Annotated in this window: 16 protein-coding genes; 10 read left to right on the top strand and 6 right to left on the bottom strand. The window is 72.3% G+C overall.

Features of this window, described 5'->3' with window-relative positions; all coding sequences use genetic code 11:
- Positions 1 to 79: 79 nt before the first annotated feature.
- Genes ACWC9T_RS12490 through ACWC9T_RS12480 form a run of 3 tightly spaced genes read right to left on the bottom strand, consistent with a single transcriptional unit; the run spans position 80 to position 884 of the window.
- On the bottom strand, positions 80 to 289 hold the full coding sequence (locus ACWC9T_RS12490; protein WP_449821006.1) for a hypothetical protein: 210 nt from the start codon (positions 287 to 289) through the stop codon (positions 80 to 82).
- Positions 289 to 492, bottom strand: a complete 204-nt coding sequence (locus ACWC9T_RS12485) for a hypothetical protein (RefSeq protein ID WP_449821005.1) — start codon at positions 490 to 492, stop codon at positions 289 to 291. Before ACWC9T_RS12485 ends, ACWC9T_RS12490 begins: the two co-directional genes overlap by 1 nt.
- Positions 489 to 884, bottom strand: a complete 396-nt coding sequence (locus ACWC9T_RS12480) for a hypothetical protein (protein ID WP_449821004.1) — start codon at positions 882 to 884, stop codon at positions 489 to 491. Before ACWC9T_RS12480 ends, ACWC9T_RS12485 begins: the two co-directional genes overlap by 4 nt.
- 108 nt (positions 885 to 992) lie before the next feature.
- Between ACWC9T_RS12480 and ACWC9T_RS12475 the strand changes: the two genes are divergently transcribed.
- The 4 genes from ACWC9T_RS12475 to ACWC9T_RS12460 all read left to right on the top strand — a co-directional run bounded on the left by ACWC9T_RS12475 (position 993) and on the right by ACWC9T_RS12460 (position 4,171).
- Entirely contained in the window at positions 993 to 1,820 is an 828-nt protein-coding gene (locus ACWC9T_RS12475) for a helix-turn-helix domain-containing protein (protein ID WP_449821003.1), read from the top strand.
- Positions 1,817 to 2,020 carry a DUF397 domain-containing protein gene (locus tag ACWC9T_RS12470; protein ID WP_449821002.1) on the top strand — a complete coding sequence of 68 codons (204 nt, stop codon included), beginning with the start codon at positions 1,817 to 1,819 and terminating at the stop codon, positions 2,018 to 2,020. The genes ACWC9T_RS12475 and ACWC9T_RS12470 overlap by 4 nt, the downstream gene beginning before the upstream one ends.
- Before the next feature lie 93 nt (positions 2,021 to 2,113).
- Positions 2,114 to 2,437 (top strand): DUF6087 family protein, encoded by a 324-nt coding sequence (locus tag ACWC9T_RS12465; RefSeq protein ID WP_449821001.1) that lies wholly within the window; start codon positions 2,114 to 2,116, stop codon positions 2,435 to 2,437.
- A gap of 93 nt (positions 2,438 to 2,530) precedes the next feature.
- Positions 2,531 to 4,171 (top strand): APC family permease, encoded by a 1,641-nt coding sequence (locus ACWC9T_RS12460; protein WP_449821000.1) that lies wholly within the window; start codon positions 2,531 to 2,533, stop codon positions 4,169 to 4,171.
- Between the two features lie 58 nt (positions 4,172 to 4,229).
- Here ACWC9T_RS12460 and ACWC9T_RS12455 read toward each other — a convergent pair whose 3' ends face one another.
- On the bottom strand, positions 4,230 to 5,315 hold the full coding sequence (locus ACWC9T_RS12455) for a pyridoxal-phosphate-dependent aminotransferase family protein (RefSeq protein ID WP_449820999.1): 1,086 nt from the start codon (positions 5,313 to 5,315) through the stop codon (positions 4,230 to 4,232).
- A gap of 98 nt (positions 5,316 to 5,413) precedes the next feature.
- Here ACWC9T_RS12455 and ACWC9T_RS12450 point away from each other — a divergent pair, with 98 nt between their 5' ends.
- The 6 genes from ACWC9T_RS12450 (at position 5,414) to ACWC9T_RS12425 (ending at position 11,110) form a co-directional block, all read left to right on the top strand.
- Entirely contained in the window at positions 5,414 to 6,505 is a 1,092-nt protein-coding gene (locus ACWC9T_RS12450) for an amidohydrolase family protein (protein ID WP_449820998.1), read from the top strand.
- Between the two features lie 92 nt (positions 6,506 to 6,597).
- Positions 6,598 to 7,275, top strand: a complete 678-nt coding sequence (locus ACWC9T_RS12445; protein ID WP_449820997.1) for a uracil-DNA glycosylase — start codon at positions 6,598 to 6,600, stop codon at positions 7,273 to 7,275.
- Between the two features lie 175 nt (positions 7,276 to 7,450).
- Complete coding sequence (locus tag ACWC9T_RS12440; protein WP_449820996.1) at positions 7,451 to 8,422, top strand: SCO1860 family LAETG-anchored protein; 972 nt, start codon at positions 7,451 to 7,453, stop codon at positions 8,420 to 8,422.
- A 170-nt stretch (positions 8,423 to 8,592) separates the two neighbouring features.
- Positions 8,593 to 9,615 (top strand): glutamine synthetase, encoded by a 1,023-nt coding sequence (gene glnII, locus ACWC9T_RS12435; RefSeq protein ID WP_449820995.1) that lies wholly within the window; start codon positions 8,593 to 8,595, stop codon positions 9,613 to 9,615.
- 158 nt (positions 9,616 to 9,773) lie between these two features.
- Entirely contained in the window at positions 9,774 to 10,310 is a 537-nt protein-coding gene (locus ACWC9T_RS12430; RefSeq protein ID WP_449820994.1) for a hypothetical protein, read from the top strand.
- Positions 10,304 to 11,110, top strand: a complete 807-nt coding sequence (locus ACWC9T_RS12425; protein WP_449820993.1) for an MOSC domain-containing protein — start codon at positions 10,304 to 10,306, stop codon at positions 11,108 to 11,110. The genes ACWC9T_RS12430 and ACWC9T_RS12425 overlap by 7 nt, the downstream gene beginning before the upstream one ends.
- Here the strand turns inward: ACWC9T_RS12425 and cobC are convergent.
- Positions 11,097 to 12,143, bottom strand: coding sequence for an Rv2231c family pyridoxal phosphate-dependent protein CobC (gene cobC / locus ACWC9T_RS12420; protein WP_449820992.1), 1,047 nt, complete (start codon positions 12,141 to 12,143; stop codon positions 11,097 to 11,099). The genes ACWC9T_RS12425 and cobC overlap by 14 nt on opposite strands.
- Positions 12,140 to 13,510 (bottom strand): cobalamin biosynthesis protein, encoded by a 1,371-nt coding sequence (locus tag ACWC9T_RS12415; RefSeq protein ID WP_449820991.1) that lies wholly within the window; start codon positions 13,508 to 13,510, stop codon positions 12,140 to 12,142. Before ACWC9T_RS12415 ends, cobC begins: the two co-directional genes overlap by 4 nt.
- Positions 13,511 to 13,532 lie beyond the last annotated feature (22 nt).

Below are 13,532 nucleotides of genomic sequence, written 5' to 3'. Positions count from 1 at the left end.
GGTGAGCTTGGCGGCGGTCGAGCCGCTGCCGGAGGAGCCGCAGGCGGAGAGGCTCAGGGCGGCGGCCAGCGCGGCCCGGCTACAAGGGGCTGCCGGGCGCGGAACGGAGGTAGGCCTCGGCGGCGGCGCGGGTGTAGAAGCGTCTGATTCTGTCCGAGGTGCCTCGCACGCGGAGGTACCGATGCTGGTTCGGGTCCCACAAGCCCCAGCACTCCACCAGGAGGAAGTGCGGGCTCCGGGAGTTGATCAGCCGGATCTCGTACCGCTTTCGGGAGAGGGCGGTGGCCATCAGCCGACCTCCGGGTCCGGGTGGCGCTGCTCGTTGACGCGCACCCATCGCTCCGCCTGGTCGTACGAGTAGAACCGCAGCGGTTCGGGGCGGGGCGGCAGCGCCTTCACCAGGCGGCCGGTCTCGCGGTCCTGGATGACCCAGACCGGGTACGAGGCCCCGTCGTGGGCGTCGGCGGGGACGATCCCGTATTGGTTGGTCATCGGCGAACCACCTGGAGGAAGCCGCCGGCCTTCTCGACCTGGGCGGCGAACTCGTCGAACTCGCCGTCGATGGGGGAGACGGCGGTCCTGGAGGGGGCCAGGATCGCTCCGGCACCCCTGTCCTTGATCGTCTGCAACGCGGCCAGGAGCAGGGGGCGTTGCTCCGGAGGCTTCTCCGTCTCGTCGTCCACGACGGTGAGGGTGACGTCCCAGTTGTGGGTGAGCGCGTACTCCTCGCAGCTGTGCATCTCCAACTCGGGAAAGGCGGGGCCGTTTTTGGCCAGGTAGATCACCACCTGGAAGCGCTCGGTGGGGTTCTGGCGCGTGGAGGCCGTGCCGACCTCGCAGAGTCGGGGGGAATGCGGGGCAGAGGGGGTTCGGTGCAGCTTCAAGGCCCACTCCTCTCAGTAGTGAGATGACTACCCGGGGTGCAAACTGTCCTCTATGCTTGGGGGGTCTTCAAGCTGTCAAACGCGCTCGAAGAGTGGGGATCAAGGTCCGTGAACAAGGTTGAACTCGACCCCGACGGGGGCCCGGCGGCGAAGTTCGGTGCGTTTCTCCGCACTTCACGCGAGGCTCGGGGGTGGACCCAGGAAGATCTGGCAGATGCCATCGGGTACTCCGCGACGCATGTGTCAGCAGTGGAAACTGGCAGGCGTCCCCCAACGCCACGTCTTGCGCGCGAACTTGACAAGGCGTTTGGGTGGGATCGCGTGTTCGTCCGCAAGGCCCTCGACATCAAGACCTCGGCACTCCTCGAAGGCTTCCCGGCGTATGTGGCCAAGGAGTCGAAGGCAGAAGAGCTGAGGCTCTTCACGCTGGGCATCGTGCCAGGGGCGCTGCAGACCCTGGACTACGCGCGAGCCATCGCGGCGGGAGCAGTTCAACGAGGCAGCATCACGCAGGACCAGGCCGACGAGAGGGTGGCCTATCTTGCGCGTCGACAGGCGAACTTGCGCCGGGAGCCCCCTCCGGTGATCCACGCGGTTCTTGACGAGAGTTGCATTCGTCGGCCTGTCGGCGGACCCGCAGTGATGGCGGCCCAGTTGGACTACCTTGCGTTCTTCGCTGGCCTGCCCAATACGCTTCTTCAGATCGCTCCGTACGGCATGGGGGAAGCTCGGGCCTTCGATCTCCCGGTGTACATCCTCACGCTTCCGGACCGCTCGCTCATGTCCTACGCGGAAAGCGCGCAGCAGGGCAACTTGGAGCGGGATAGCGGCGCAGTACTGCCGACGCTCACGGCCTACTATCAGCTTCAGGGCCTCGCACTCTCACAAGCTGAGTCGGTGGCGCTGATCAGCCAGCTAAGAGGGGAGCTGCCGTGACCGCCGAACCGCAGTGGTTCAAGTCTTCGTACAGCAGCAATGGCGGGGAGTGCGTCGAGGTGGCGGGGAACCAGCTGGCCGAGGGTAGCGTTCCCATTCGAGACAGCAAGAATCCCGAGGGCCCCTCCCTAGTCGTCACGGTTGACGCCTGGTCGGCCTTCGTCTCCGCCGTGCGATGTGGGGAGTTCGGCGCAGTCTGACCGAGCGGATGAACCGCCCCGGCCTCGTCTTGAGTTCTAGTGGTCGTTGCAGCGGGCTTACCTCGGGGCGATGTCGAGCTGGAGGATCAGGACGTGGTCTTTCCCGAGGACGAATCGCTCACGGAGTGGTACGGCGCCCGGGCCGGTCGGGACCGGCCGCAGGGAACGCGGGATGCGTTGGTGCTCGTGCCCGAAGATCGGCGGGGGCGGCATCCGTTCGAGGACGTTCCCCGGCTGGTGGTCGAGTGGGACGGGCGTGCCTGGCGGCCGGTTGCGGTAGCCGCAGACTTCTCGGAGGCGTATCCGCTGATCATGCGGCGCGACGGCGCGCTGATCGAGCCGCAGGACGATACACCGGTGGCACTGCTGCGAAGGGGCACCGGGCGGCACCGCAGGCCTCTTCCGCCGTCTGGCTGACAGGGGTGGGCCGGAGCGCGTTTCGGCGTGGGAGGAGTCCCGGTGCTACGGCACTGTCGGGGGGATTCCCCCCGAGGTGAGAGGCGCTGCGCCATGGCCCGTCCCGATACCACGACCCCGCCCTCCCAAGGGCAGACCGGGCTCAAGCGCGAGGTCGGCCTCGTCGGGCTGCTGTGGGCCTCGGTCGGGGCGATCATCGGCTCCGGCTGGCTGTTCGGGGCGCAGAAGGCGGCGGTGGCGGCCGGGCCGGCGGCGTTGTTGTCCTGGGGCATCGGCGCGGTGGCGATCATCATGCTGGCGATGATCCACGCCGAGCTGGGTGGGTTGTTCCCGGTGGCGGGCGGTACGGCGCGGTATCCGCACTACGCGTTCGGCGGGTTCGCGGGGATGTCGTTCGGGTGGTTCACCTGGCTGCAGGCCGCGACCATCGCGCCGATCGAGGTGCAGGCGATGATCAACTACGCCCGGCACTGGACGTGGGCGGACGGCCTCCTGAACAGGGACCTGACGCTGACCGGGGCGGGTGTCGTGGTCGCGGCCGTGCTGCTCGGGGTGTTCGTCGCGATCAACTTCCTGGGGGTGAGGCTCCTCGCCCACACCAACAGCGTGGCCACCGTGTGGAAGGTCGCCGTCCCGGTCCTGACCGTCTTCGCGCTCGGGTTCACCGAGTTCCACGGTTCCAACTTCACCGTCCACGGCTTCGCGCCGGTCGGGGCCAAGGGTGTGCTGGCGGCCATCAGCACCAGCGGGGTGATCTTCGCGCTGCTGGGCTTCGAGCAGGCCATCCAGTGGGCGGGCGAGAGCCGCAACCCCCGCCGGGACATCCCCCGGGCCGTCCTCGGGTCGGTGGTGATCGGCACGATCATCTACGTGATGCTCCAGGTGGTGTTCATCGGCGCCCTGCCGCCGTCGACCTTCGCGGGCGGCTGGGACAAGCTCGACTACCCCGGCATCAGCGGCCCGTTCGCGGGCCTCGCGACCCTGATCGGCCTCGGCTGGCTGGTGACGATCCTCTTCATCGACGCGGTGATCTCGCCGGCCGGCACCGGGCTGGTCTACATCACCTCCAGCTCCCGGGTCACCTACGGCCTGAGCCGCAACGGCTACGCGCCGCAGGCCCTGCAGTACACCGACCGCAACTCGGTGCCCTGGCTCGGCCTGATCATCGCCTGGATGGCCGGCGTGCTCTGCTTCCTGCCCTTCCCGAGCTGGCAGCGGCTGGTCGGCTTCATCACCTCGGCCGTCGTGCTGATGTACGCGGGCGCGCCGCTGGCCTTCGGGGTGCTGCGCAAGCGGCTGCCGGGGATGCCGCGCTCGTACCACCTGCCCGGCGGCACGATCATCTCCCCGCTGGCCTTCGCGGTGTCGAGCCTGATCATCTACTGGTCCGGCTGGGGCACCCTGTGGCGGCTGGGGATGGCGATCATCATCGGGTACGTGCTGCTCGGCGGGTACTCCGCGTACGCCGCGTCGAAGGGGGTGCCGAACGCGCCGCGGATGGACTTCAGGGCGGGGCAGTGGCTGCCGGTCTACCTGGTCGGGATGGGGATCATCTCCTGGCAGGGCACCTTCGGCGAGGGCTCGAAGGGGAACCTGCCGCTGTGGTGGGACATCCTGGTCGTGGTGGTGTTCTCGCTGGTCATCTACTACTGGGCGCTGGCGGTCGCGCTGTCGGCCGAGGAGATCGAGCGGAACATCCGCGGCGTCGAGGTGGTGGACGCGGGCGGGCACTGAGCCGCTCGGGACACCGCGCCCCCGGGGATTGCCGGCCCCGGGGGCCGCTCGGCGCTTCCTAGGCTCGGACGGTGGCTCGCCAGGCGGTCTCGGCGGCCGCCAGGGCCGGCTCGGCGTCGGCCTTCGTGGCCGTCGCGAGGGCGGTGAGGCAGGCGCCGACGGTCTCCAGCGAGGCCGCCGGGCCGTAGTGGTTGACCCGCAGCATCTCCGCGGCCAGGGCGCCGCCGCCGGGCTGGACCGGCAGGGCCGGGTCGAGGGCGGCGGCGAGCTCGGCGGCGTGCAGACCGGCCCGGGTGCGCAGGGTGGTGGCGACCGGGGCCGCGTGGGCGTCCTCGTGGACGTACGGGGTGAGGGTGCCCAGGGCACGGACGCCGGCCCGGGTGGCGGCGGAGGCGGCGCGGTGCCGGGCGATCACGGCGGGCAGCCCGTCGGCGGCGATCCGGTCCAGGCAGGCGCCGAGCGCCAGCATCTCCAACTGGGCCGGGGCGTGCGGGAGTACGGCGCGACCGGCGTCGGTCCAGCGCTCCTTCCAGTCCAGGAGGGAGAGGTAGGAGCGGCGCGGGGCGGCCGGGTTGGCGGCGATCCGCTCCCACGCGCGCTCGGAGACTGAGACGGCGGAGACCCCGGCCGGGCCGCCCATCGCCTTCTGGCCGCCGATCACGCACAGGTCGATGCCCCACTCGTCGGTGAGCAGCGGCTCGGCGGCGACCGAGGCGACGGCGTCGAGCATCAGCAGCGCGCCGTGCTCGCGGACCACGGCGGCGATCTCGGCGACCGGGTTGGTGTTGCCGGTGGCGGCCTCGGCGTGCACCAGGGAGACGAAGTCGATCCCCGGGTGGGCGTCCAGGGCCGCGGCCACCTGTGCGGCGCTCACCGCGCTGTCGAAGGGGACGGCGAGGTCGACGACCTCGGCCCCGCAGGAGCGCAGCCAGTTGCCGAAGGTCTGCCCGTAGGGGCCGGTGACGATGTTGAGCGCGGTGGAGCCCGGGTGCGCGGCCCCGCGGATCGCGGCCTCCAGCGGGAGGAGCGCCTCGCCCTGGGTGACGATCACGTCCGCCTCGGTGTGCAGCAGCGCGGCCACCTGGTCCTCGATCGCCGCGAACCCGGCGGCGCTGAGCGGGGGGAGGTCGAGGAAGGGACTCACGGTTCGGAAGCCTTTCGCGCGCGGGGTGGTGGGTGCCGCAACGAGTCTGCCGCATTCTCGCTACTTACAGGGAACGCCCTCGTCGGTAGAGTGCGGCCATGAGCGATGGCGCGGTGCTGCACGTCCGGGGTCGGGTGCTGGTCGGTCCGGAGGAGGTCCGGGACGAGCTCTGGGTGGTGGACGGCCGGGTGAGCTTCACCCGCCCGCCGACCTCCGGGGACGTCCGGTCGTTGACCGGTTTCGTGCTGCCCGGCCTGGTGGACGCGCACTGCCACGTCGGACTGGACGCGCACGGCGGGGTGGACGCCGAGACCAGCGAGAAGCAGGCGCTCACCGACCGCGACGCCGGCACCCTGCTGATCCGCGACGCCGGCTCGGCCGCCGACACCCGCTGGATCGACGAGCGCGAGGACCTGCCCCGGATCATCCGCGCCGGGCGGCACATCGCCCGCACCCGCCGCTACATCCGCAACTACGCGCACGAGATCGAGCCCGGCGACCTCGCCGCCTACGTCCGGGCCGAGGCCCGGCGCGGCGACGGCTGGGTGAAGCTGGTCGGCGACTGGATCGACCGCGATCGCGGCGACCTCGCCGCCTGCTGGCCCGGCGACGCGCTGGCCGAGGCGATCGCGGCGGCGCACGAGGAGGGCGCACGGGTCACCGCGCACTGCTTCGCGGCCGAGTCGCTGCCGGACCTGCTGGCGGCCGGGATCGACTGCGTCGAGCACGCCACCGGGCTGACCGAGGAGCTGATCCCGGTCTTCGCCGAGCGCGGGGTCGCGATCGTCCCGACGCTGGTCAACATCGCCACCTTCCCGGAGCTGGCGGCCGGCGGGGAGCGGAAGTTCCCGGCCTGGGCGGCGCACATACGGCGGCTGCACGAGCGCCGGTACGACACGGTGGGCGCCGCGCACGACGCGGGCATCCCGGTGTTCGTCGGCACGGACGCGGGCGGCTCGCTCGCGCACGGGCTGGTCGCGGACGAGGTGGCGGAGCTGGTGAAGGCGGGGCTGAGCCCGGCCGAGGCGCTGTCGGCGGCGAGTTGGGGCGCGCGGGCGTGGCTGGGGCGGCCGGGGCTGGAGGAGGGCGCTCCGGCGGACTTCGTGGTGTACGAGGAGGACCCCCGGGCGGACGTCCGGGTGCTGGCGGACCCGCGGCTGGTGGTGCTGCGGGGGCGGCCGGTGGGGTGATCGGGCGGTCCTCGCGGGGGCCTCGTTCGGCTTCTCGCTCACATGATCATCCGCTGAACGCGCTGTCGGTGTAGGCCGATAGGGTGGCCACCATGGCACCGCGTCCACTGAACGAGATCGTCGAGCCCGGTTGGGCCACCGCCCTGGAGCCGGTCGCCGGGCGGGTCGCCGCCATGGGCGACTTCCTGCGCGCCGAACTGGCCGCCGGCCGTACCTACCTGCCCTCCGGCCCGAACGTGCTGCGGGCCTTCCAGCAGCCCTTCGCCGACGTGCGGGTGCTGATCGTCGGGCAGGACCCGTACCCGACCCCGGGCCACGCCGTGGGGCTCAGCTTCTCGGTGGGGCCGGAGGTGCGGCCGATCCCGGCGAGCCTGATCAACATCTTCCAGGAGTACGGAAACGACCTCGGCCTGCCGCAGCCGTCCAACGGGGACCTCACCCCGTGGACCGACCAGGGCGTGCTGCTGCTCAACCGTGCGCTGACCACCGCGCCGCGCAAGCCGGCCGCGCACCGGGGCAAGGGCTGGGAGGAGGTCACCGAGCAGGCGATCCGGGCGCTGGCGGCGCGCGGCGGCCCGCTGGTGGCGATCCTGTGGGGCCGCGACGCCCGCAACCTGCGGCCGCTACTCGGGGACGTCCCGGCGATCGAGTCGGCGCACCCGAGCCCGTACTCGGCGAACGGCGGCTTCTTCGGCTCCCGGCCGTTCAGCCGGGCGAACGAGCTGCTGGTGCGGCAGGGGGCGCAGCCGGTGGACTGGCGGCTGCCGTGAGGGCCGCGCTGCCGTAGCGCTTTGCGACCGTAATCCCTCGCTTCCGGATCGGAGTTCGGCCAGCACAGAACGTCGACCTCACTCCAACGAGTGAAATGGCGTTCTGCGTTACCCAGGTGACGGATCGTTTGAGAAGACTGGCGGCTCATCGTTTCAGCCGTGTGGGGGTTTCGCCATGTCGTCTCGGCAGTCTCGCCGAACCGTTTCCGCATCCGCCGCCGTGGTGGTGAGCACACTGCTCACCACCGCGCCCGTCCAGGCCGCTCCGGCTCCCACGCCCTCAGTGGGCAAGGCGCGCGCCGTCACCGCCGAACTCGACCTGGACGTCAGCCTGTTGAACAAGGCGGTGGACGTCCCGGTGAACATCGCGCTCAACAAGGTGGAGACACCGGAGCAGAGGGACGGCTCGGTGCTCACCGCCAAAGTGGACGGGGTCGACCAGACCGGCCCGGTCGAGCTGGTCAAGGCGGACATCGGCAAGTCCGTCACCCGCGCCGACGCCAAGGGCACCGCCGCCTCCGTCAAGCTGGTCAACGCCGACGTGCACGCCCCCGGCCTGCCCGCCACCGCGCTGCTCGGCCTGGAGGCGATGAGCGCCGAGGTGACCTGTCCGGTCGACGGGCAGCCGACCGCGAACGTGGTCGCGCCGGCCAAGCTGAGCGTGCTGGGCAAGCCGGTCACGGTCGGGCTGTACGGTCCGACCAAGGTGGACGTGCCGCTGGTCGGCAGCGTGTCGGTGGAGTTCTCCAAGAAGACCACCACCACGACCACCGCCGCCGCCTCCGCGCTTGAGGTGCAGGTGGAGGTGAACCCGCTGAACCTGAACGTCGCCAAGGTCACCGGGAAGATCACCGTCGCCTCGGTGAGCTGTGAGAAGCCCTCCGCGCCGTCGGCCACTCCTTCTGTTGCGGACACCCCGAGCGCCGCGCCCACCAGTGCGCCCTCCGCCCAGCCGGTGGCCGACACCACCACCTCGCGGGCCGCCGTGCCGCAGGCGGCGGCGGAGAAGCCGGAGAAGCTCGCCTCCACGGGCGGCAGCAGCGCCACCGGTCCGCTGGCCGCCGGGGCCGCCGCGCTGGTCGCGGGCGGGGCCGCCGCGCTCTGGGCCACCCGGCGCCGTCGTGCTGCGCACGCCCGTCGGCACTGAGCCCGTAGGCACCCTTGAGGGCGGGAGTGCCGTGCCCGGCACTCCCGCACCGTGACCGTGCCAACGCGGACGGTTGGTTCACATGCGCGTTACATGAGAGGAACAACCGGGAAACGGCGGCTTGCGACGCTACGCGGGCACTCACCACCCAGCAATGCGAGGGACACGCCGTGGCAATCAAGGCCGAGTACATCTGGATCGACGGCACCAAGCCGACCGCGAAGCTCCGTTCCAAGACTCGCGTCCTGCCCAACGCCGACAAGATCCCGACCTGGGGCTTCGACGGTTCCTCGACCAACCAGGCCGAGGGCCACGCCTCGGACCGCGTGCTGGAGCCGGTGAAGGTCGTCAAGGACCCGATCCGCGGCGGCGACAACATCCTGGTCCTCTGCGAGGTCCTGGAGACGGACGGCACCCCGCACGAGTCCAACAGCCGTGCCCTGCTGCGTGAGGTCGACGAGAAGTACGCGGCGCAGGAGTCGATCTTCGGCATCGAGCAGGAGTACACCTTCTTCAAGGGCTCCCGCCCGCTCGGCTTCCCGGAGGGCGGCTTCCCGGCCCCGCAGGGCGGCTACTACTGCGGTGTCGGCGCCGAGGAGGTCTTCGGCCGCGAGATCGTCGAGCTGCACCTGGACCGCTGCATCGACGCCGGCCTGGCCATCTGCGGCATCAACGCCGAGGTCATGCCCGGCCAGTGGGAGTTCCAGATCGGCCCGGTCGACGCGCTGACCGTCTCGGACGACCTGTGGATCGCCCGCTACCTGCTGTACCGCACCGCCGAGGAGTTCGGCATCGACGCCACCCTGGACGCCAAGCCGGCCCGTGGCGACTGGAACGGCGCGGGTGCCCACACCAACTTCTCCACCAAGGCGATGCGCGAGGGCTACGACGCCATCATCACCGCCTGCGAGTCCCTCGGCGCCTCCCAGGAGAAGGTGCTGGAGCACGTCAACCAGTACGGTGACGACATCCAGTCCCGCCTGACCGGCAAGCACGAGACCGCCCCGTGGAACGTCTACAGCTACGGCGTCTCCGACCGCGGTGCCTCGGTCCGCATCCCGTGGCAGGTCGAGGTGGAGAAGAAGGGCTACATCGAGGACCGCCGCCCGAACGCCAACGTCGACCCCTACGTCGTCACCCGCCTGCTGATCAACACCTGCTGCGAGGCCCTGGAGAAGGCCGGCCAGGTCTGATCCGCCCCTGAGGCCCCCACGCCCGCAGGCCCTTCCCCCCTCGGGGAAGGGCCTGCGGGCGTTGTGTCGCACGTGCGGGGTGGTGGGCGGCGGCGGGAGCCGGGAGTGACCGCGCAAATCGCTGGTCAATCACCGGTCGTCGCCGGACAATTCACGGCATGACCCAGCAGCCCCTGCTCCTCCTCGATGTGGACGGACCGCTCAACCCCTATGCCGCGCCGAAGACGCGTCGGCCCTTGGGGTATGACACGCATCGGTTGCTGCCCGAGTCATGGGTGGCGCGGAATGCGCCGACGCCGCGGGAGCGGGTGAAGCCGTTGCGGGTGTGGCTGAATCCCGCGCACGGGGCGGAGTTGCTGGCGCTGCCGTACGAGTTGGTGTGGGCGACCACCTGGATGGACGAGGCGAACACCTTCATCGGGCCGCGGATCGGGCTGCCCGAACTTCCGTACATACCGTGGACGGAGGTGTTCCGGGAGCAACCGGACGGGTTGCACTGGAAGACCAGGGAGCTGGTCGCCTGGGCGGCCGGGCGGCCGTTCGTGTGGCTGGACGACGAGCTCGGGCCGCAGGACATCGAGTGGATCGCGGCGAACCATCCGGGCGAGGCGCTGCCGCTCTGGGTCGACCCCAGGGTCGGCCTGCAGGAACTGCACTTCGCGGCGCTGCGGGAGTGGGCGGCGGAGGAATGCTGATCGGACGGGTCGAGCGGCTGCGCCGCTATCCGGTCAAGTCGCTGCTGGGGGAGGAGCTTTCGGTCGTCGAGGTGGACGAGCGCGGCCTGGCCGGGGACCGTGGCCGGGCGCTGCTGGACGTGGAGACCGGGCGGGTGGCCAGCGCCAAGAACCCCCGGTTGTGGGCCGGCCTGCTCCGGTACTCGGCGGCCGCGGCGGACGGCGGGGTGGCGATCACCGGCCCGGACGGACGCAGCGCCGACGAGGCGGAGCTGTCCGAGGCACTCGGCCGCAAGCTCGCCCTGATCGCCGAGCGCCCGCCCGGCGCGACGGTCGAGCGGGCCGTGCCGGAGGAAGTGCTGGCGCACGGAATCGCGGCGGAAGTGCCCGTCACCGTCAATGAGTTGGGCAGGGCCGCGCCGGATGGCGGCTTCTTCGACTTCGCCCCGCTGCACCTGATAACCAGCTCCACGCTCGACGCCGTCGGCGTCGAGGCCGAGCGCTACCGGCCGAACCTGGTGATCCGCACCGAGGGCGAGGGCTTCGTCGAGAACGCCTGGGTGGGGCGGGAGTTGGCGATCGGCCGGGCGCTGCGGCTGCGCGTCGTGGCGCCCACCCCGCGCTGCGCCGTCCCCACCCTGCGGCACGGCCCGCTGCCCCGCCGCACCGAGGCGCTGCGGATCCCGGCCGAGCGGAACCGCCTGGTCCCGCTGGAGGGCGTGCCGGAGCTGCCCTGCGCCGGGGTGTACGCGCAGGTGCTGGCGCCCGGCCGGATCGAGCCCGGCGACCGGGTCAGGCTGAACGGTGTCAGGTTGAACTGAGCACCGTCTCCAAGGCGTTGAGGAAGCGGTCGGTGGTCTCCTCGTCCCGGACGGCGATCCGCAGCCAGTCCTCGCCGAGCCCGGGGAAGGTGTCCCCGCGCCGGACGGCGAAGCCGTGCTCGCGCAGCCGCTCGCGCACGGCCGCCGCGCCCGGCAGCCGGACCAGGACGAAGGAGGCTGCCGCTTCGCCGTACATCCGCAGGCCCGGGACGGCGGCCAGGCCCTTCACCAAGTACGCCCGCCACAGCGCCAGTTCGGCGGCCGCCTGCTCCGCCTCGGCCAGTGCGGCCGGGCCGCTGCAGACCTCGGCGGCGGCCAGCGCGGGGGTGGAGACCGGCCAGAGCGGCTGAGCGGCGCCGAGGGCGGCGATCAGCGGCGCCGGTCCGAGGACGTAGCCGATCCGCAGCCCGGCCAGGCCCCAGGTCTTGGTGAGGCTGCGCAGGACGACGACCTGGCCGGGCAGGTCCCGGGCCGGGGCCAGGGACTCCCGCTCGCCCGGGACGGTGTCCATGAACGCCTCGTCCACCACCAGGGTGCGCCCGGGGCGGGCGAGCGCGGCGACGGCCTCGGCGGGGTGCAGCACGGAGGTCGGGTTGGTCGGGTTGCCGAGGACGACCAGGTCCGCCTCCTCGGGAACGGCGCCGAGCCCGAACCCGTCCTCGGCGGTGAGCAGCACCCGGTGCACCCGGTGCCCGGCGTCCCGCAGCGCCGCCTCCGGTTCGGTGAACTGGGGGTGCACCACAGTGATGTGGCGGGCGGTCACCACCCGGGCGAGCAGCACGAAGGCCTCCGCCGCCCCCGAGGTGAGCAGCACCTCCTCGACCGGGCGCCCGTGCCGGGCGGCCACCGCGGCGCGGGCGGCGCCCTGGTCGGGGTAGGCGGCGAGGTCGCCGAGGGTGGCGGACAGGTGCTCGCGCAGCCAGGCCGGGGGAGTGCCGGTGCGGACGTTGACCGCGAGGTCGACCAGTCCGCGGCCGTCGGCGCGCACCTCGGCGTCGCCGTGGTGGCGCAGGTCGGGTTCGGGGGCGGTCACGTGGAGGCTCCTTGCTGGTCAACGGGAAGGCCGGGCACCCGGTGGACGTCGTACGGGCCCGGCGGCACGGCGAGCCCGGCGCCGTCGCCGAGCGCGACCAGCGCGACGGCGTGCCCGTGGGCGGCCAGGGTGACGGCCGCTCCGGTGTGGTCGACCACCTGTCCGGTGCCGTCGGTCGCGACTCCGGCCCAGTCCAGTACCACCCCGCGGGCGTTCCGTACCGTCCCGGGCTCCGGCACCGCGACCTGCCGCGTCCCCGGCCGGAGCAGCCCGGCCACCGCCTCGACCGCCTCCGGCCTGCCCACCACCGCCGAGGCGCGCCGCAGCTCCGTCAGGGCGCGCGGCACCAGCAGGTCGTGCGCCCCCGGCCCGAGGCCGACCAGCGCCAGCCGCCCGTGCACCGCGGCCCGGGCGATCGCGACCGTCGCCGTCGCCGACTTCCGCTTGGCGACCACGAGTTGACCACCGTTCGAGCTCGCCAGCGCCGCGGCCTCGGCCACGCTCGCGGTGCCGACCGCCGTACCGACGGCCTCGGAGGGGTTCGGCACCGTGAGCCGGGCCAGCTCATCAGCCGGGTGCTCGTCCACCGGCACGTTCAGGCAGCGCGCGGCCCAGCGCACCGCCGGGTGGTCCGCCTTGCCGGCCACGGTCGCCACCCGGGCGATCGCCGAGCGGAGGTGGCCGGTCTCCGCGAGCACGGCCATCAGCAGCTTCATCGCGTCGGCCGCTTCGGTGCCGCTGCCCGCGCCGATGCCGACGACCAGGGTGCGTGGGACGACCAGGAGGTCGCTGTCGCCCGGGTCCTCCTGGTCGGTGATCCGCAGCACGGGGGCGTCCTCGGGCGCGTCCGGCCGGATGTTCGGGGGCAGCGCGGGCAGCGGGTACGGCACGTCGGTGACCAGCCGCACCGGGCGGCCTTCCGCCGCCGCCCGCGCGGTGGCGGCGGAGCCGGGCCGGTAGTACCGCACGGCGTGCGATGTCAGGACGTCGAGCGGGTTCTCGGGGGCGGGCAGCGGGCCGGTGAACACCGGGGTGACCCCGAGGGCGGCCGCCACCTCACGGGCCAGCTCCTCGGCCGAGTCCGTGTGGGTCAGTGGGATCACCCAGCGCCGTCCCGGGTCCACGCAGAGCACCTCGGCGCCGCGCGGAATGTCCACTCGGTCGTCGGTCAGCAGCCCGACGACGACGGCGAGCGACCCGACGGCGATCACTTGCCGGTGCCGACTGAGGGCGAAGTGCATCGCCTCCGGCCCCTGGAAGCAGTTGCCGCGCGAGGCCCGGTAGGCGTAGCTGCTCTCCGGCCAGAGGGCCTGCAGCTCGTCGGTCAGCGGGCGGCCCGGCCCGTAGATGGCGACCAGTCCGATCACGTACCGCACTCCTTGCCGTCCC

The organism is Kitasatospora sp. NPDC001159, from assembly GCF_053598235.1.
The sequence above is the reverse complement of the archived record's forward strand: the minus strand, read 5'-3'. Positions and strand labels throughout refer to the sequence as shown.